This is a genomic window from Enterobacter cloacae complex sp. HYC074_NIDB (genome assembly GCF_056673345.1).
Window position 1 is genome coordinate 2,177,574 of record NZ_CP114214.1, and the last position, 16,932, is coordinate 2,194,505.

20 protein-coding genes are annotated in these 16,932 nt (G+C 55.5%); 6 read left to right on the forward strand and 14 right to left on the reverse strand.

Features of this window, described 5'->3' with window-relative positions; translation table 11 throughout:
* Positions 1 to 40: 40 nt before the first annotated feature.
* The 9 genes from pqqF to yajD all read right to left on the reverse strand — a co-directional run bounded on the left by pqqF (position 41) and on the right by yajD (position 8,670).
* On the reverse strand, positions 41 to 2,317 hold the full coding sequence (gene pqqF, locus O1724_RS10780) for a pyrroloquinoline quinone biosynthesis protein PqqF (protein WP_126296598.1): 2,277 nt from the start codon (positions 2,315 to 2,317) through the stop codon (positions 41 to 43).
* A 5-nt stretch (positions 2,318 to 2,322) separates the two neighbouring features.
* Entirely contained in the window at positions 2,323 to 3,465 is a 1,143-nt protein-coding gene (gene pqqE / locus O1724_RS10785; RefSeq protein WP_023324563.1) for a pyrroloquinoline quinone biosynthesis protein PqqE, read from the reverse strand.
* On the reverse strand, positions 3,452 to 3,730 hold the full coding sequence (gene pqqD / locus O1724_RS10790) for a pyrroloquinoline quinone biosynthesis peptide chaperone PqqD (RefSeq protein ID WP_022651047.1): 279 nt from the start codon (positions 3,728 to 3,730) through the stop codon (positions 3,452 to 3,454). Before pqqD ends, pqqE begins: the two co-directional genes overlap by 14 nt.
* A 2-nt stretch (positions 3,731 to 3,732) precedes the next feature.
* The gene (gene pqqC, locus O1724_RS10795; protein ID WP_003857506.1) at positions 3,733 to 4,488 is read right to left on the reverse strand and encodes a pyrroloquinoline-quinone synthase PqqC; all 756 of its coding nucleotides are present in this window, start codon (positions 4,486 to 4,488) and stop codon (positions 3,733 to 3,735) included.
* A 2-nt stretch (positions 4,489 to 4,490) separates the two neighbouring features.
* Positions 4,491 to 5,408: a pyrroloquinoline quinone biosynthesis protein PqqB gene (gene pqqB, locus O1724_RS10800; RefSeq protein ID WP_103883250.1), complete on the reverse strand. Its 918-nt coding sequence runs from the start codon at positions 5,406 to 5,408 to the stop codon at positions 4,491 to 4,493.
* Positions 5,409 to 5,463: 55 nt separating this feature from the next.
* On the reverse strand, positions 5,464 to 5,535 hold the full coding sequence (gene pqqA, locus O1724_RS10805; RefSeq protein WP_002905689.1) for a pyrroloquinoline quinone precursor peptide PqqA: 72 nt from the start codon (positions 5,533 to 5,535) through the stop codon (positions 5,464 to 5,466).
* 138 nt (positions 5,536 to 5,673) lie between these two features.
* Complete coding sequence (locus O1724_RS10810; protein WP_126296597.1) at positions 5,674 to 6,693, reverse strand: dipeptidase; 1,020 nt, start codon at positions 6,691 to 6,693, stop codon at positions 5,674 to 5,676.
* Positions 6,694 to 6,797: 104 nt separating this feature from the next.
* The gene (locus tag O1724_RS10815) at positions 6,798 to 8,063 is read right to left on the reverse strand and encodes a Y-family DNA polymerase (RefSeq protein WP_048210389.1); all 1,266 of its coding nucleotides are present in this window, start codon (positions 8,061 to 8,063) and stop codon (positions 6,798 to 6,800) included.
* A 259-nt stretch (positions 8,064 to 8,322) separates the two neighbouring features.
* Positions 8,323 to 8,670: an HNH nuclease YajD gene (gene yajD / locus O1724_RS10820; protein ID WP_003857471.1), complete on the reverse strand. Its 348-nt coding sequence runs from the start codon at positions 8,668 to 8,670 to the stop codon at positions 8,323 to 8,325.
* Between the two features lie 207 nt (positions 8,671 to 8,877).
* On the opposite strand from yajD, the gene O1724_RS10825 reads away from it, so the two are divergent.
* Both O1724_RS10825 and O1724_RS10830 read left to right on the forward strand, forming a co-directional pair.
* Entirely contained in the window at positions 8,878 to 9,912 is a 1,035-nt protein-coding gene (locus tag O1724_RS10825; RefSeq protein ID WP_003857470.1) for an LLM class flavin-dependent oxidoreductase, read from the forward strand.
* Complete coding sequence (locus tag O1724_RS10830) at positions 9,905 to 10,852, forward strand: zinc-dependent alcohol dehydrogenase family protein (protein ID WP_032628222.1); 948 nt, start codon at positions 9,905 to 9,907, stop codon at positions 10,850 to 10,852. Before O1724_RS10825 ends, O1724_RS10830 begins: the two co-directional genes overlap by 8 nt.
* Here O1724_RS10830 and O1724_RS10835 read toward each other — a convergent pair.
* The gene (locus tag O1724_RS10835; RefSeq protein WP_003857467.1) at positions 10,849 to 11,889 is read right to left on the reverse strand and encodes an AI-2E family transporter; all 1,041 of its coding nucleotides are present in this window, start codon (positions 11,887 to 11,889) and stop codon (positions 10,849 to 10,851) included. The genes O1724_RS10830 and O1724_RS10835 overlap by 4 nt on opposite strands.
* Positions 11,890 to 12,021: 132 nt before the next feature.
* Here O1724_RS10835 and O1724_RS10840 point away from each other — a divergent pair, with 132 nt between their 5' ends.
* From O1724_RS10840 to mdtI, 3 genes are all read left to right on the forward strand, one after another.
* On the forward strand, positions 12,022 to 12,192 hold the full coding sequence (locus O1724_RS10840) for a protein YdgV (RefSeq protein WP_006808891.1): 171 nt from the start codon (positions 12,022 to 12,024) through the stop codon (positions 12,190 to 12,192).
* Positions 12,193 to 12,310: 118 nt separating this feature from the next.
* Positions 12,311 to 12,673, forward strand: coding sequence for a multidrug/spermidine efflux SMR transporter subunit MdtJ (gene mdtJ / locus O1724_RS10845; protein WP_003857465.1), 363 nt, complete (start codon positions 12,311 to 12,313; stop codon positions 12,671 to 12,673).
* Positions 12,660 to 12,989: a multidrug/spermidine efflux SMR transporter subunit MdtI gene (gene mdtI, locus O1724_RS10850; RefSeq protein WP_003857463.1), complete on the forward strand. Its 330-nt coding sequence runs from the start codon at positions 12,660 to 12,662 to the stop codon at positions 12,987 to 12,989. The genes mdtJ and mdtI overlap by 14 nt, the downstream gene beginning before the upstream one ends.
* Positions 12,990 to 12,994: 5 nt before the next feature.
* On the opposite strand, the gene O1724_RS10855 is transcribed toward mdtI, so the two are convergent.
* The 4 genes from O1724_RS10855 to O1724_RS10870 form a co-directional block, all read right to left on the reverse strand.
* Positions 12,995 to 13,816, reverse strand: a complete 822-nt coding sequence (locus O1724_RS10855) for a trypsin-like serine peptidase (RefSeq protein ID WP_003857461.1) — start codon at positions 13,814 to 13,816, stop codon at positions 12,995 to 12,997.
* Positions 13,817 to 13,918: 102 nt separating this feature from the next.
* On the reverse strand, positions 13,919 to 14,002 hold the full coding sequence (ydgU, locus tag O1724_RS10860; RefSeq protein WP_057979992.1) for a small membrane protein YdgU: 84 nt from the start codon (positions 14,000 to 14,002) through the stop codon (positions 13,919 to 13,921).
* 92 nt (positions 14,003 to 14,094) lie between these two features.
* Positions 14,095 to 14,400 (reverse strand): acid resistance repetitive basic protein Asr, encoded by a 306-nt coding sequence (gene asr / locus O1724_RS10865; protein ID WP_023314057.1) that lies wholly within the window; start codon positions 14,398 to 14,400, stop codon positions 14,095 to 14,097.
* Positions 14,401 to 14,549: 149 nt separating this feature from the next.
* Positions 14,550 to 16,037, reverse strand: a complete 1,488-nt coding sequence (locus O1724_RS10870) for a carboxypeptidase M32 (protein WP_032609092.1) — start codon at positions 16,035 to 16,037, stop codon at positions 14,550 to 14,552.
* Between the two features lie 264 nt (positions 16,038 to 16,301).
* Between O1724_RS10870 and O1724_RS10875 the strand changes: the two genes are divergently transcribed.
* Positions 16,302 to 16,892 (forward strand): hypothetical protein, encoded by a 591-nt coding sequence (locus O1724_RS10875; protein ID WP_123922060.1) that lies wholly within the window; start codon positions 16,302 to 16,304, stop codon positions 16,890 to 16,892.
* The last annotated feature ends 40 nt before the right edge of the window (positions 16,893 to 16,932 follow it).

The window sequence follows — 16,932 nt, forward strand, 5'->3', positions numbered from 1 at the left end:
TGACTAAAAACCACGCACAGGAAGAAAGCTGCGGTTCCGGTCAGCCCGTGAAAAGCACCCGCCAGCGACGGCGACGGCGAGTCATCTCGCGCCATAGCGCGACTATCTCGTCAGGTTGCAGGGCATCAATAGCCTGCGGCGTTAACACCGGCAAACCATAGCGCTGGCGCAGGGCGGCCACTGCCGTGGCGCTGGCATCCATCGGTGAGCGGATCTGCGTCGCCAGCTGCTGTCGCAATAGGCTGAACTCGGATTCATCGCACAGCGTCAGCTCTCGCAAAAATCGTTTGCAGCAACCCAACAGGTTCACGGGAGAACGATCAGGCGACTGTAACGCCAGCAGCAGGCCATCGCGATCGGCAATACGCTGATAACGACAGCTGACCACGTAGCCAATCTGCTGTTCCACGCGCAGGCGCTGGAAAAATCGCGGTTCGCAGCATAACGCCAGCAGCCGCAGCGCGGCGAGCGACGCACCCGGCGGCAGAGGAATAAACACCAGCAGCGCCGAATCCGCGCTGGCGTGCGGAATGTGTTCGACCCCGCCGGGACAATCGCTTAACGGCAACGGCTTAGCGTTAACCGGCGCCCGGAGCAGGCCAAGCTGCCGGGCTAACCCGTGCGCGTGTCCGGCGCTGCCGCCAGCTAACGCCGCCAGCCAGCCATTCCGTGACGGTTCCGATGCCAGTCGTTCAGGCAATTGCTTAAGCAACTGACGGATCGCAATGCCATCTGGCGCAGGCGTAATAGCCGGTGTGGGGCGGGAGAGGCGATCGATTATCGCCCCGATGATGGGTTCCGCCATCACCACGGCGTCAGGAAGCCGCAGGGTTAGCTGCCAGCTACCGTCAACCGTTTGCCACTCGCCGCTGCCGCCGATATGGCGCATTTCAGCCAGAAGAGGGCGTAATTGTTTGCCGATCGCCACCCCCTGTGACTCGCTTACGCGCGAATAAAAAGGCTTGCGGAGGATCAACGTCGGCGGTTGTGCCTGCGCCGGTAAATGCAGCAGCGGAACGGCTTCTGGCGTCAGGGCTGGGGCAGAATATTGGGCAGCCTGCGGGTAGAAGGAAAACGCGATGGGGCTCTCATCCGCAACCGGCTGGCGACGCCAGTGGCTAAGCGGCAGGGCAAATCCCTGGCTGGAAATTGTCCCGGCGGCTTCCATTTTTTTGCAGGCCAGATATGAGGTGGGCGCCGCCAGTAAGTCGGCACAGAAGGCGGAAAAATCAACCGGCGCCGCGCCGGGCGCAAAACCAAACGCCCGCTGGCGAAGCTGGTCAAGGGCCGACAGGGCGCTAAAGCGCTGCTGTGCCAGCCGATAATAATGCCGCTGTTGCTCTTGCGTCGTTTGCTGTAGGGCCCGCAGCCAGCGCGTGATTTGCGCGTCTATGGCCTCGGGCCGTTCGCCGTCAAGCGTTAGCGCCAGCCAGCCGTAATCGTCATCCTGATAAAGCCAGTCCAGCGATACCTCTTCTGCCAGCCCGCGCGCCCGCAGCCCGTCAATCAGGCTTCCGGGGGCCTCGTCCAGCAAAAATTCCCGAAGCAAGGTGACGTTGTCACTTTTTCGGATCAACGGACAGCGCCACAGCGCGGGTCGCTCCGTCACTGCCAGCTGATAATCTGCTTCAGCGCTAAGGCGTAACGGGGGGGCGGCTTCAGGCACGCCACCTGAAGCAAAACCTGTCGCAAACGTATGGGCAAGCTCGGCTAACGCATCCAGCGTTTGCGGTCCCTGTAGCCACAATTGCAGGTGTCTGGCCACATAATAGCGGCGATGAAAGTCGCGCAACGCGGCGTGCAGCGTTCCCGTGTCTTGCCCCAGAGAATCATGGCTACCCACCTGAAAACGGCGAAGAACCTCCGGTTGTTCCATCGCGTGGCGCGCCGCGGCTTCGCGCCGGGCGGCATCATGCTGCTGGATAAGCCGGTTTTCCGCATCAATGACCGCCACTTCGCGCTGGATGTCCAGCCGGGAAAGCAGCGGCGCCTGCAACATATCCCGCAGTCGCGCGACGCCGTCGGACAGGTTATCGGCGGCAACGTCGAAGAAAAAAGCGCTGTGGCGAGCCAGCGTGGTGGCATTGACGTTGCCGCCCTGGCGCTGGACCCAGGCCATGAGTCGATCATCGCCCTGATAGCGCTGGCTACCGCGGAACAGCAGGTGCTCAAGCAAATGCGCAAGACCGGCGAATCGCGGTGGCTCGTGATGGCTTCCGGCACTCACGCGCGCCAGCGCCGCCGCGCGTGTCGCCTGCGGCTGATGCACCAGCGTTGCGCGTAAACCGCCTGCCAGTTCCACGATGCGGATGGTCATTATCGTTACAGTTCCCGGGTTTTATAGATAAGCTGAGAACGGGTTCGGTTGCGAAACTGAAGCTGACCGATCTTCATATCACTACAGGCTGCTTCGCGTCGCGCCTCGAGGATTTTATGATGATGCGGCGATTTGCTGCACACCGGATCGGCGTTATCCGCATTCCCGGTGAGCATAAAGGCCTGGCAGCGGCAGCCGCCGAAGTCTTTCTCTTTTTCATCGCAGGAGCGGCACGGCTCCGGCATCCAGTCAAATCCGCGATAGCGGTTGAAGCCGAAAGAGTCATACCAGATGGATTCCAGGCTCTGCTCAAGCACCGAGGGGAATTCCACCGGCAGCTGGCGCGCGCTGTGGCAGGGCAGCGCCGTGCCTTCCGGGGTTACACTGAGGAAAATCGACCCCCAGCCGCCCATGCAGCCTTTGGGCCGCTCCTCGTAATAATCGGGAGTGACGAACAGCAGGTTGGTCAGATTGCCGCTGGCGGCCATTTTTTGCCGATATTCGGCAACCACGCGTTCCGCGTGGGCAATCTGTTCCCGCGTCGGCAGAAGCCCCTGACGATTAAGGAACGCCCAACCGTAGAACTGGCAGGTGGCAAGTTCGACGTCGTCGGCGTCCAGCTCGATGCACAGTTCGATGATTTTATCGATCTGATCGATATTATGCCGGTGCAGGACGAAATTCAGCACCATCGGGTAATCGCGCGCTTTAACCGCTTTGGCCATCGCCAGCTTCTGCTGGAAGGCTTTTTTATTCCCCGCCAGCGCAGCGTTGAGCACTTCATCGCTGGCCTGGAAGCTAATCTGGATATGGTCCAGACCGGCCTCGCTGAATGCGTCGAGCTTGCTTTCCGTCAGGCCAATTCCCGAGGTGATCAGGTTGGTATAAAAACCGAGATCGCGGGCGGCGCGGATCAGCTCCGGCAGATCTTTACGCGTCAACGGTTCGCCGCCGGAAAAACCTATCTGCACGCTGCCCATCGCCCGCGCCTGGCGGAAAACCTCAATCCACTGTTCAGTGGTCAGCTCCTGATCCTGCCGGGCGAAGTCCAGCGGGTTAGAGCAGTAAGGACACTGTAGCGGACAGCGATAGGTCAGCTCCGCCAGCAGCCACAGCGGTGGATTGACGGCAGGTTTATTCTGGCTCACGGAAAATAACCCACTTCTGTTGATAAGCGATTTGCAGGAATTCTACGACGTCGTCATCCACGCCGCCGGCTTCCGGGAACCGTTCGTTGAGTATGGCAATGATAGCCGCCGCGTCGCGTTGGCCATCGACCAGTTCGAGGATTGCGGCCGCGGTCTCATTGAGTTTAGCCATGCCTTCCGGATAGAGGATGACATGGCTGTCCTGAGCGGCTTCCCATTGCAGGCGATAGCCGCGACGAAAGGCGACGATGGAGTTTTTTTGCATGCTTATACCAGTCGGGTTGTGTGCCAGGCCGCTTTGTCGGTGACCGTGTGATAAGGCGGACGCTGTAGCGCGTAGGCCATGGTCATCGCGTCGAGCATCGACCACAGGATATCGAGTTTGAACTGAAGGATCTCCAGCATCCGATTCTGCTTTTCCGCGCTATCGCAATAACGCTTCGCCAGCTCCAGACCGTGTTCAACGTCGCGGCTGGCCTGGCTGAGGCGGCTGCGGAAATAAAAATAGCCTTCCTCTTTGATCCACGGGTAGTGCTGTGGCCAGCTGTCGAGACGCGACTGATGGATTTGCGGGGCGAACAGTTCGGTGAGCGAACTGCATGCAGCCTCCTGCCAGTTGGCGCGGCGGGCGAAGTTAACGTAAGCGTCGACGGCGAAACGGACGCCGGGCAGCACGTGGCGTTCGCTGATTAAGTCCTCGCGGCTGAGCCCCACGGCTTCGCCCAGCTGTAGCCAGGCTTCGATACCGCCGTCATGACCGTTGCTGCCGTCGTGATCGAGGATCCGCTGCACCCATTTGCGACGCGTGTGCGGATCCGGGCAGTTCGCCATAATTGCCGCGTCTTTCAGTGGGATGGTCGTCTGGTAGTAAAACCGGTTCGCCACCCAGCCCTGGATCTGCTCGCGGCTGGCCTCGCCGTTATGCATCGCGATATGGTACGGATGGTGAATATGATAGTAGGCGCCTTTCGCCCGAAGGGCGTGCTCAAACTCTTGCGGCGAGAGCGTTTCGCGAATGTGCATAGTTAGTCCTGAAGCGTGATGTTCATCCCGTCCCAGCTCACTTCTATTCCCTGCTGCGCAAGGGCGTGACGCTGCGGCGACTGCTCGTTAAGGATCGGGTTGGTGTTATTAATGTGGATCAGAATCTTGCGCTTTGCCGGCAGCGAGGCCAGCAGCGCCATCATGCCGTGTTCATCGCCGAGCGCCAGATGGCCCATGTCGCGGCCGGTATTGCGCCCGACGCCGGTGGCCTGGAGTTCATCGTCCTGCCAGACGGTGCCGTCAATCAGCAGACAGTCCGCCTTTTTAAGCCACGGCAGGATGGCGTCATCGGGTTCACCGAGACCCGGCGCGTAGAACAGCGTCTGACCGTTGCGGCGGTTTTCGATAAACAGCGCCACGTTATGCCCCGGCAGCGGGCGGTCGCGCCACGGCGAATAGGGCGGTGCGTTACTGGCGATGGGGACAGCGGTAAACTGCAAATCAGGGCAGGCCTCCACGCTAAAGGCGGTGAGCGGCGCAATCGGGTGATGAATCAGGCCGCCGTTCCAGTGCCGGAGCATGGTAAAAATCGGGAATCCGCTGGAAAGATCTTCATGCACCTCCGGCGTACACCATACCTGATGTGGGCACCCTTCGCGCAGGCTGAGCAGCCCGGTGGTGTGGTCAATCTGGCTATCGGTGAGAATAATGCCGCCAATATGCGTGCCGCGCAGAACCTCTTTCTTATTCAGTTCTGGCGTATGGGCAATCTGCTGGCTGATATCGGGGGAGGCGTTACACAGCACCCACTCTTTGCCGTTATCACTGACGATGATCGACGACTGGGTGCGAGGGGGCGCCTGAAGGGTACCGTCGCGCAAACCCTGACAGTTGGCGCAGTTACAGTTCCACTGGGGGAAACCACCGCCAGCGGCGGAACCGAGGACTTTAATAAACATGAAGATGGGCCAGGTAGTCAAACAAAAATGCCCGCACGTATGGCGGGCAGAGCGATTAGCGGTTGGAAATGTACAGGGTCACTTCCAGGCCAAGACGTAAATCAATAAAAGCAGGTTTCTTCCACATCGTTTTTTCCTCTTTAAAAATGCAGCACCAACGCCATTGTTTGTGCCAGTTTTGTGATGTTCATCAAATAATGCGTCACAGGAGGGCAAAGCTCAACCCGAAAGATGTAAGGAATTAACTTAATGTTTACAACATAACCTATTGTTGCCAAACATTTTGCAATACCTTTTGCCAGTTACCCCACAGCAGCTTATTCAGCACAAATTGATCATAGCCGCTGTCACGCAACGCGCTGATTAGCCGTGGTAAACCACTCACATCGTGTAAGTCATCAGGCAACGTAATGCCGTCAAAATCGGAGCCCAGCGCGACATGATCGTCACCCATGATGTTAATAAGATAGTCGATATGGCGAACAATCGTACTCAGCGGGGTATCGCTATCGCGTTTACCGTCGGCGCGCAGAAACGCGTTGCCGAAATTGACGCCAGCCACGCCGCCGCTGTCGCGGATAGCCAGCAGCTGCCGATCGGTCAGATTGCGCGGTTGCGGGCACAGCGTATGGGCGTTGGAGTGGGTGGCGACCAGCGGTGATGAGGAATGACGAGCGGTATCCCAGAACGCCTTTTCATTCATATGCGAAACGTCAATCAGCATGTTCAGGGCGTTAGCGTGCTTAATGAGGGCGATACCCTCTGCGGTAAGCCCTGAGCCGCTGTCCGGGCTGCCGGGAAACGCCCCGTTAACGCCGGTGCCAAAACGGTTAGCAATGTTCCAGAAAGGCCCAATGCTACGCACCCCGGCGGCATAGAAAGCCTGTAGATCGCCTCCCTCGCCGTCAAAACCGCCCGCGCCCTCAATATGCGCTACCATCGCTAGCACCTTATCCTGACGGCAGCGTTCGATATCCGCCGCGCTCAGGCACAATCGCGCCCGGCCGTCGGAGTGGGCGACAAGCTGCTTAAGGATCGTCAGCTGCTGCCAGAGAATGTCGACCGGCTGCCACGGCTCGCAGGCGGATTGTGGCGCCATGCGGGCGATATACTCCTGCGGCGGCACGAACAGCGCGAACAGCCCGCCGGAAAATCCGCCTTGCTGCATGCGCGGATAATCGAGGTGTCCGTTTTCAATGCCGGAGAAGAAGGCCGTTACCGGATCCTGGCGATGGTGAAGCCATAAATTAAGCAACAGGTCATTGTGACCATCAAAAATCGCCATAGCGCATCCCACTGTCTTTTATTGCTGTGAAAGTTGCCTGGCACGATAACCGATTTGTCCGGTCCGGCAAGGAGAAATTTACAACTTAGCAGCAATTGTTAATATCACTTAACAGTGAGGAGATCCGCAAAGCGGGTTGTGTAGCGGGGTGAAAGCATTTCCCGTTTCATCTGCCACGGCTGCTGAATACCCTGTCCCGCGAAGTAAAGCGTGCCACGGCCATTTTCAGCATTCAGATGGTCTAATACATCCATTAACTTTTGGCTGTTTTTCCTGGGTGCGTTGTCGTCAAACAGATTAAGTTGCGCGACGCCCTGGCTATAAAAATCTCCCAGCATCACGCCGGCTTTCTGGTACCGATGGCCGTTCTTCCAGACCGCATCCAGACAACGAACTGATGCGCCGATAATATCCCGGCTATCCTGGGTTGGGGTAAGCAGTTTTACCGACGCGCTATTGCCATAATATGGCTCGTTAAGCGCGAAGGGCGAGGTTTTAACAAATACGGAGATAAATCGGCAATGCTGATGCTCATTGCGAAGTTTTTCTGCTGCCCGGGCAGCATAACTACAGATGGCCTGGCGTACATCGTCATATTCCGTGATGCGTTCGCCAAACGAGCGCGAACAGACGATTTCTTGCTTTACCGGGGCAAACTCTTCCAGTTCAAGACACGATTCGCCCCGTAATTCACGCACCGTTCTCTCCAGCACGACATTGAAATGTTTTCTTATGAACCGGATATCGGTGTCTGCCAGTTGCAGGACGGTCTTAATCCCCATCATCTCAAGCTTCTTCGCTATGCGACGTCCTACCCCCCAAACGTCTTCGACGGGTAGCGCCGCCATCAGCTTTCTCTGACGATCCACATTGGATAAATCAACAACGCCTCCCGTCTGGCGCTGCCAGCGTTTTGCCGCGTGATTTGCCAGTTTCGCCAGCGTCTTTGTGGGTGCGATGCCCACCCCGACGGTCAGATGGGTGCGTTGCAGTACGGTCGCTCTCATTTCATGCCCAAAATCGGAAAGATCGCGACAATTACGCACCCCGGTAAGATCGCAAAAGATCTCATCAATGGAGTATATTTCGCTACGAGGCGACATCTCTTCAAGCGTGTTCATTACCCGGTTGGACATATCCGCGTAAAGTTCATAATTACTGCTGAAACAAACCACGCCATGATGCCTGAAGCGATCTTTCTGTTTGAAGTACGGTTCACCCATTTTCACAAAGGGTTTGGCTTCAGCGGAGCGAGAGATGACGCACCCATCGTTATTGGACAACACGACCACTGGTCGTCCCTTCAGGTCCGGGCGAAAAACCGTTTCACAGGAAGCATAGAAAGCGTTCACATCACACAGTGCAAACATGGTCAGCTCGCTCTGGTATCGCCAGGTGGGGTGAAAAACTGCATTATGATCACCGTTAATAAATACTGTATTTATATACAGTATTGTATATTGATAGCAAAGATCAAGGGGGAACGAGGAGTGACGTCGTACGGGTGCAGGAGGAAGAGGGTTATATTCAGAATGGCGGCGAGGCAAATCTGGCGGAAAGGGTATTTAATGAAATGTTTAAGGAATATAAGTGCCCATACGGCAGGTATGGGCAGTGAAGCCGTCGATATTACTTCTTCTTGTCCATCATCGCCTTGAGATCGGCAAAGGGGTTAAACGTGGCGACACCCACGTCTTTTTGCGCATCCTCACCCGCGACAACGGTGGTGCCATACTGATCCGCTTCGGTGTACTTTGAGTGTTCGTGATCGTGACAAAACAGGCACAACAGCTCCCAGTTACTGCCATCTTCCGGGTTATTGGTGTGATCGTGGTCGATATGGTGAACCGTGAGTTCACGAAGATTTGAATAAACAAACTCACGCGAGCAGCGTCCACAAACCCAGGGGTAGATTTTTAGCGCTTTTTCACGGTAGCCGCTTTCCAGCCGTGCGTAGTTTTTGGGGATCAGAGCCATTGCTGATGTTACCTGTTAAAAAGAGAATAGTTCACACTATATCCCATTATGAGATGTCAGGAGAATGCCTCCTCTGCGGGAAGGCAGCCTGCGATTTGCGTATTTCTGTCAGTTTATTTGAAGCATTCCGTTAAATAATCACCATTTATTCTCATCCGTTAATGCGTAGAGTAGGGATAACGCAATGCTTTATCAGGATACTCCACTATGAAAAAGATCGGATTTTTGTCGTTTGGTCACTGGACGCCGTCACCCCAGTCCGGCACGCGAACCGCGGCTGACACGCTGCTACAGTCCATCGATCTGGCGGTCGCAGCCGAAGAGCTGGGCGCGGACGGGGCTTATTTCCGTGTGCACCACTTTGCCCGCCAGCTCAGTTCGCCATTCCCCTTGCTGGCGGCAATAGGCGCGAAAACCAAACGTATCGAAATCGGGACGGGCGTGATCGACATGCGGTATGAAAATCCGCTGTATATGGCGGAAGATGCTGGCGCGGCAGATCTCATCTCCGGCGGGCGATTACAGCTTGGTATCAGCCGGGGTTCCCCGGAGCAGGTGATTGATGGCTGGCGTTATTTTGGTTACGTGCCGCAGGAAGGGGAAACCGAATCTGATATGGCGCGCCGCCACACTGAGGTACTGCTTGATGTATTACGCGGTGAAGGGTTTGCGAAGCCTAACCCACAGCCGATGTTCCCAAACCCGCCGGGATTGTTGCGTCTGGAGCCGCATTCAGAAGGCTTACGCGATCGTATCTGGTGGGGGGCTGGCTCTAATGCAACGGCAGTATGGGCGGCAAAACTGGGGATGAACCTGCAAAGCTCAACGCTGAAAGATGATGAAACCGGCGAGCCGTTCCATATTCAGCAGGCAAAACAGATCCGTGCCTACCGACAGGCCTGGGCTGAGGCAGGGCATACCCGTCAGCCACGCGTTTCGGTCAGCCGCAGTATTTTTGCCCTGATGGACGAACGCGACCGGATGTATTTCGGTTCAAGCCGCAATGAGAGCGACAGCGTGGGCTATCTGGATGAGAAAACGCGGGCCATTTTCGGACGCAGCTATGCCGCAGAGCCAGACAAGCTGATTGAACAGTTGAAAAAGGATGAAGCGATCGCGGAAGCGGATACGCTGTTGCTTACCGTGCCGAATCAGCTGGGCGTGGAATACAACGCACATGTGATCGAGTCCATCCTGAAACATGTCGCACCGGAAATGGGATGGCGCGATCGCAATGCGTAATCTGGCCCTCTGGTATCGCCGGTTTGGTGAGCCTGAATCGGTACTGCAAGCGGAAACCACACCATTGTCCCCGCGACAGCCGGGAGAGATACGTGTGCGCATGCTTTTTTCTCCGGTGAACGCCTCCGATCTCATCCCCATCACCGGGGCATATCGCCATCGCACGCCGCTGCCTGCGATAGCCGGTTATGAAGGGGTCGGAATAGTGACCGAAACGCCCGCCGCTTATCCGGCGCTGCTGGGCAAGCGGGTCCTGCCGTTACGGGGGCAGGGAACCTGGCAGCGCTATGTCGACTGCCCGGCGGCGTATGCGGTTCCCGTCCCGGACGACGTCGACTCGCTTCTTGCCGCGCGGGCGTATATCAATCCGCTTGCCGCACAGATGATGCTGGACCGCTATCCTCCGGTCGGGAAAACGGTGCTGCTCACCGCTGCCGGTTCTGACTGCGCCGTTCTGCTCGGGCAATGGGCACGCCAGGCGGGTGCAGAGGCGGTTTACGGGATCCATCGCTCGCCCGTGCACGCTCAACGTCTGGCTGAAAAGGGGATCGTCCCGATTGCGCAACACGATATGGCCGCCGTCAACGCTGCCGCCGCGCGCGCAGACGTGGTGTACGACGCCACGGGCGGCAGCCTGGCGGAGACGATCCTGAGCGTGATGCCCGAAGCCGGCACCTTTGTCTGCTACGGGCTGCTCTCCGGGCAGACCTTCCGGCAGCAGCGGCCGTTGCCGTGCGTGGCGTGGTTTCACATTCGTAACTATCTGGACGCGCTGAGCGCTGAGGCGTGGCAGGCGGAGTTTCGGCGCATCTGGCCTAAACTGCGCGCCAGTCAGTGCAGCGATGTCACCCTCTACCCGCTGTCGGAATGGCAGCGGGCAGTAGGCAACTATCGCGAAGCGGGAAGAACGGGCAAGCCCATGCTGTCGATGGACAATTAATCGGCCTTATGGCTCATGTCGCTCAGCAGTACAGCGATACTTTGCCCACCGGCGGTCTGCTCGAGGCCAATTTTGACAATAATTGTCAGCGGAACGGAGAGCAGCATGCCGACAGGCCCGAGCAGCCAGCCCCAGAAAATTAGGGACAGGAACACAACAAGGGTTGAAAGCCCCAGCCCGCGTCCCATTATCCGTGGTTCAAGAATGTTCCCGAAGACAAGGTTAATCACCAGATAGCCTGCCAGCAGAATCAGGGCATCATACAAACCGCTGAAAACCAGCACCTGAAGGATAGGGGGGATCGCCGCCAGCACGGAGCCGATGTTAGGAATATAGTTGAGCGCAAAGGCCAGCAGCCCCCAGACGAAGGCAAAACGCACATCCAGCGCGGCGAGCATCCCCCAGACCACTAATCCCGTCACCAGGCTGATGGCCGTTTTCAGCACCAGATAGCGTGAAACGCTGTCGAGCGCGCGCTGAATGGCGCCCATTCCCTCTACCGGACGCACCATGATGTGCTGGAGCTTTGCAGGCAGCTGTGGAACTTCCAGCAGCATAAACACAACCGTCAGGAACAGCAGGAAAATTGAGGTCATGGCGTTGGAGAGTTGTGCCAGCAGGCTGGTGACAATCGTCATGGCGGCATTCGGATCGATGTATTTAAGCAGTTCCTCAACCGAGACTTCGATACCCGCGCGTTGCAGCCAGGGTTCAATTTGCAGCAGCGGGGTCGCCAGGGAAGAGCGGTATGTCGGTAGCGTCCGCGCCAGCTCGTTCAGGGAGGTTCCCAGATAGGCGACTAACAGCACCATCGCAACGATAATAATACTGATAAGCAGGCTTATCGCCAGCACACGCGGGATGCGCAGCCGCACCATTCGCTGCACCAGCGGATTGAGGATCACCGCGATAAAAAGCGCCAGGATAAAAGGCACGATGATATCGGCCGCAAAACGAACGCCGGTCAGAATGATCACCAGCATGCCCAGCATGATGACGATCTTAAGCCCGTTGAGGGTGATAATAGGTTTGGCCATGGACGTTCCTGAACAGTTTTTTATTTATAATAGAGGGGAAAGCGGATTAAAAAAACTAACCAAAATCAAACAGACTGGGTAAAGAAATGAAAAGGCTTTGAGTAAATTCCTGGCTTATGATACAAATCAGGCGTGTTCAACTACCGAGGACAATTTTCATCCGCAAAGACGAGAAGCAACACCGCGGATAATTGTAATTTTATGGACAATTTGTTCAGGACGTATTTTTCAAACAACTCTGCTCTGTTTTCAACCTCCCTCTGCCTGCTTTCTGGTGAGCAACACTGGCGTTCCGCGCTATAGTCACGTCTTCTGCCTGAGCTGGCGCTATGCGCTTAGCTAACTGATTTAATTCACAACTTTTTAGTTTGCTGTCCGCAGCGAGCCTCGATGGATTATATTCTCAAGCAGGAGAAAAAACATGTTTTACTGGATTTTATTAGCTCTGGCGATCGTCGCTGAAATTACCGGCACCTTGTCGATGAAATGGGCGAGCGTGAGTGATGGCAGCACCGGTTTTATTTTGATGCTGGTCATGATTACGCTTTCCTATATTTTCCTCTCTTTCGCGGTTAAAAAAATCGCGCTGGGCGTGGCATACGCATTGTGGGAAGGTGTTGGTATTTTATTGATTACGCTGTTTAGCGTCATGTTATTTGATGAAACCCTGACGACAATGAAAATTGCCGGGCTGACGACCCTGGTCGCGGGTATCGTGCTGATTAAATCGGGTACACGCAAACCGGCAAAACAGCAGAAGGAGCAGACCCATGCAGCAGTTTGAATGGATCCACGCGGCCTGGCTGGCTTTCGCCATCGTTCTGGAAATTATTGCGAACGTCTTTCTGAAGTTCTCCGACGGTTTTCGTCGCAAAGCCTACGGCCTGTTATCGATTGCCGCGGTTCTGGGGGCGTTTAGCGCCCTGTCGCAGGCGGTGAAAGGCATCGATCTGTCCGTGGCCTATGCGCTGTGGGGTGGCTTCGGTATTGCCGCCACCCTGGCGGCAGGCTGGATTATGTTCGGGCAGCGTTTAAACAATAAAGGCTGGATAGGGCTGGTATTACTGCTCGCCGGCATGATCATGATTAAACTGGCCTGAGTGACCTACTGCTGCGCCAGGGCTTCCAGCCGGTCGCGAAAACCGGTCACCGACAACGCCCGGTTATCGGCGCGCCAGCGGTCTTTCGCCGCTGGCGCAGAACTTTGAACGCCAATCAGCTGCCAGCCGTTATCGGTTTTTAACATCAGCGGCGATCCGCTATCACCCGGTAGCGTATCGCACTGATGCGACAGCACGCTGTTTTGCGCCCAACCCGTCACCACGCAGTCCGTATGGGTGTACAGCGAATCGAGGTGATCAACAGGGTAGCCTGACTGCGTTACTTTTCGATCGGCGGCTTTCAGGGCGGCGGTGAGCGCGGCTTTATCGCCATCAAAGAGCGGCAGCGGGGTGATCCCGGACGGCGGATAACGTAAAACGATCAGCCCGAAATCCCAGGAGGCCGCCCCGGGCGGCACAATCCAGCCATCACCATCCGGTTTCAGGCGTTTGCCAAGCGACGGATCCACCCGCCCCTCAATACCGTGAATTTCGTAGCGCCATATTCCTTTTTGCGACACAAAGCGCAGGGCGATCGCTTTATCCGGTTTGCCTTCAGGCGGCATTAACAGGCAATGACCCGCCGTCAGCGCAAGGCGTGGCGTAATGAGGGTTGCAGTACATAAATTGCCGCTGGCGGTTTCCAGTTGCCCGATGGCATCCCAGGGCGATTCGGTAGGATCGGTGACACGCGTACGATCGTCATGACCAAAAAACAGCGTCTTTACCTCTTTGGCGCTAATGGCGTCATCGTCGCCATCATCCGCATGTGAAAAGCCAGCAAAAAGGCTAAACGTTCCCAGTAACAACACAACAGATTTACGCATATCACACTCTGGTGGGGGTAATTATGATTATTAAAAGTGATCCCTATAAAAATACTATAGACGCGACGGCGAGAAAGTGGGAGTAAAATCAGCGTGCTACATTCAGGAAAGATAAAAGTGGCTGGCGATGAGCGCGCATAAAATTAGCAGGATAAGAATGAACTCAAACCGATAGCGCCGCAGCATACGCCCTCCGGATAAAAAAACGGCGCTGACCGCAAACCCGTTCAGCGCCGGTTTACCAACGTGCCCCGAAGGGCACGGTTAAGCTTGTACTCTTACGCTGCTGGCTGTGCAGCAGGTTTAGCCGCTTCGTGTTTTGCTGCTTTTTTGTGATGCTTTTTAGCCGCCTGGGCTTTCTGCTCTACCGCTGGTTTTGCCGCTTTTTTGTGGTGCTTTTTAACGGCCTGCGCTTTCTGTTCTGCCGCTGGTTTAGCCGCTTTGTGATGTTTTTTATGGTGAACCGTTTTGGCCGGAGCAGCGGTGGAAGCCGCAGGCGCTGCGGTGGCGGTAGTTTCAGCCGCGAATGCAGCGGAAGACAGACCCATAGCAGCGGCAACAACCAGAGCTAATACTTTTTTCATTTTCATACCCTCGAATTTGGTTTCTCATTTAACCCCACTGCGGGGCCGTTGAAATAACTATATCCCTGTAAATTCGGGGTTTCCGTGAGTGATTGGTATCGGCGTGTAACCGTATGTACAACGCCGGGGCAGATCCCCGGCGCATTCGGTTACAGGTAGCGGGATGTCAGGTGTTCGCGGAAGTAGCGGATATTCAGATCTTCACCCGTGGCCTGGGTGATGAGCTGCGATGTGCTGAAACGGCTGCCGTGCTGCCAGATATTCTGACGCAGCCAGTCAAACAGCGCCGAGAAATCGCCCCCGGCGATGGATGCCTGCAACCCGGGCAGCGCAGTTTTGGCGGCATGGAACAGCTGTGCCGCATACATTGCTCCCAGCGTGTAAGACGGGAAGTAGCCAAAACCGCCGTCGGTCCAGTGGATATCCTGCATACAGCCGTTGCGGTAGTTATCTTTGGTGGATAACCCAAGCCAGGCCTGCATTTTCTCATCCCATAACGCGGGAATATCATCGACTTCAATTTCGCCATTGATTAGCGCGCGCTCGATCTCATAGCGCAGCACCACATGCGCCGGATAGCTCACTTCATCCGCATCAACGCGGATGTAGCCCGGCTTCACGCGCTGGTTCCAGGCAATGAAATTCTCTTCGCTGAATGCCGCCTGGCTGCCGAAACGGGCATGAACCGCCGGAAGCAGATGCTTCAGGAAAGCGTCGCTGCGGCCTAGCTGCATTTCAAAGAACAAGCTCTGGGATTCATGGATCGCCGTAGAGCGCGCCAGCGCAACGGGCTGACCGGCCCATGCTCGCGGAAGGTTTTGCTCGTAGCGGGCATGTCCGGTTTCGTGGATCACGCCGAAAAGCGCGCTGAGCAGTTCATCTTCATCGTAACGCGTGGTGATACGCACATCTTCCGGCACGCCGCCGCAGAACGGGTGGGCGCTAACGTCCAGACGACCGCCGTTAAAATCGAAGCCAAGCATTTTCATCGCTTCCAGGCCCAGCTCGCGCTGCGTGGCGGTCGGGAAGGGACCCTGTGGCGGAACGAACGATCGTTGAGCCTGTTTTTCCACAACCTTTGCCAGCAACTCCGGTAGCCAGGACTTCAGATCGCCGAACAGCACATCCAGGCGAGCGCTGGTCATGTCGGGTTCAAAGATATCCAGCAGCGCGTCGTAAGGCGTGCAGCCTTTAGCTTCAGCGCGCAGGCGGGCTTCTTCACGACTGAGTTTCACCACCTCTTTCAGGTTGGCTGAAAAGCCCTGCCAGTCGTTGGCCGGACGCTGAGTGCGCCACGCGTGTTCACACCTGCTGCCCGCCAGCGATTTGGCCTCCACCAGCGATTCCGGCAGTAAAGTTGCCTGCTGGTAGTGGCGCGTCATTTCACGCAGGTTGGCCAGCTCAACGTCGTTCAGATCTTCGTCTGCCGCCGCCGCCAGCCATTCACCCACTTTTTTATCGGTCAGGATCTGATGTTGCAGGACGCTCATCTCCGCCAGCGCTTCACCGCGCGCGGCGCTGCCGCCTGGCGGCATCATGGTGAACATGTCCCAGCTGGCGATGGAGGAGAGGTGAGAGAAGCGGGAGAGGCGCTGGAAGGTTTTTGTAAGAGATTGATAAAAATGGTTATTTTTCATTCTGTGCTCTCGTTGTGTTTGAATGTCATAACGAGCATACAGAGGTTCATATCTGATTAAAACATATGTTACTTATTCAAATGACGTTGATATTCTATGTTATCGAATAATCTGCGCAAATAAATATTGTTGTTTATATTGATTGGGTGAATTATTTGAATGTTGAAAATAGCTCTCATAGTCAAATATAGAAGAGTGTATAGGAATATTCTTACCTGGCGCGATATTCAATGCGTCAAAGTCAATTAATAGGCAACTCTTATAATGAATAAATTTATTTTCTGCGCGATTGCAGCGCCTTTGCTAAGTGGCTGCGCGATGCAACCCGTTCCTTCTCAGTATAGAAATGCCACAATTACCCTTATTGGGCATAGTAAGGCAGAAGCAATGACTGATTTAGGGATACCAACACGTACAATGCCCATCAATGGCAGTCAGACGATGTATCAGTGGGATAGTAATCAGGGGACAACGTCTGTCGGTTCTTTTAGCACTGATACTAATGCTGTGACGGTGAGTGGTTCCAGTTATCAGGGATATGGTAACGGTTTTTCTGGGGGGGCGGTTGGAACATCTGACACCACTGGAAATTATGGCAGTGCTACGGCAACCCATATTTGTGCATTGTCATTATCAATAGATAATAAAACTGATAAAGTACTTTCGGGCACCTTCAATGGAACTGTTGATGAAGCTTGCATGAATCATTTTAGCAATGTTATTACATTGGACCCTAACGCGGTTAATGCTAATAAAGCAGCAATAATGCATAACCAGCATGTAAAAGAGGCTAAAGCAGTGGTGGGTGTATTGGCTATTGTTGGCGCAGGTATTGCCGCTTATAATACTCGTTGATTTAAGTCATTTAAAAAGAAAGGCCATCAAATTTGGCCTT

Excerpts from the sequence above, each read along its gene's own strand:
- pqqC (WP_003857506.1), bottom strand. The coding sequence starts at position 4,488 with ATGCACATTCGCGAAACGCTCTCGCCGCAAGAGTTTGAGCACGCCCTT.
- pqqB (WP_103883250.1), bottom strand. The coding sequence starts at position 5,408 with ATGTTTATTAAAGTCCTCGGTTCCGCCGCTGGCGGTGGTTTCCCCCAG.
- O1724_RS10870 (WP_032609092.1), bottom strand. The coding sequence starts at position 16,037 with ATGAAAAATAACCATTTTTATCAATCTCTTACAAAAACCTTCCAGCGC.
- asr (WP_023314057.1), bottom strand. The coding sequence starts at position 14,400 with ATGAAAAAAGTATTAGCTCTGGTTGTTGCCGCTGCTATGGGTCTGTCT.
- O1724_RS10875 (WP_123922060.1), top strand. The coding sequence starts at position 16,302 with ATGAATAAATTTATTTTCTGCGCGATTGCAGCGCCTTTGCTAAGTGGC.
- O1724_RS10825 (WP_003857470.1), top strand. The coding sequence starts at position 8,878 with ATGAAAAAGATCGGATTTTTGTCGTTTGGTCACTGGACGCCGTCACCC.
- ydgU (WP_057979992.1), bottom strand. The coding sequence starts at position 14,002 with ATGCTGCGGCGCTATCGGTTTGAGTTCATTCTTATCCTGCTAATTTTA.
- O1724_RS10835 (WP_003857467.1), bottom strand. The coding sequence starts at position 11,889 with ATGGCCAAACCTATTATCACCCTCAACGGGCTTAAGATCGTCATCATG.
- O1724_RS10830 (WP_032628222.1), top strand. The coding sequence starts at position 9,905 with ATGCGTAATCTGGCCCTCTGGTATCGCCGGTTTGGTGAGCCTGAATCG.
- O1724_RS10810 (WP_126296597.1), bottom strand. The coding sequence starts at position 6,693 with ATGGCGATTTTTGATGGTCACAATGACCTGTTGCTTAATTTATGGCTT.
- mdtJ (WP_003857465.1), top strand. The coding sequence starts at position 12,311 with ATGTTTTACTGGATTTTATTAGCTCTGGCGATCGTCGCTGAAATTACC.
- yajD (WP_003857471.1), bottom strand. The coding sequence starts at position 8,670 with ATGGCTCTGATCCCCAAAAACTACGCACGGCTGGAAAGCGGCTACCGT.
- O1724_RS10855 (WP_003857461.1), bottom strand. The coding sequence starts at position 13,816 with ATGCGTAAATCTGTTGTGTTGTTACTGGGAACGTTTAGCCTTTTTGCT.
- pqqF (WP_126296598.1), bottom strand. The coding sequence starts at position 2,317 with ATGACCATCCGCATCGTGGAACTGGCAGGCGGTTTACGCGCAACGCTG.
- pqqD (WP_022651047.1), bottom strand. The coding sequence starts at position 3,730 with ATGCAAAAAAACTCCATCGTCGCCTTTCGTCGCGGCTATCGCCTGCAA.
- O1724_RS10815 (WP_048210389.1), bottom strand. The coding sequence starts at position 8,063 with ATGTTTGCACTGTGTGATGTGAACGCTTTCTATGCTTCCTGTGAAACG.
- mdtI (WP_003857463.1), top strand. The coding sequence starts at position 12,660 with ATGCAGCAGTTTGAATGGATCCACGCGGCCTGGCTGGCTTTCGCCATC.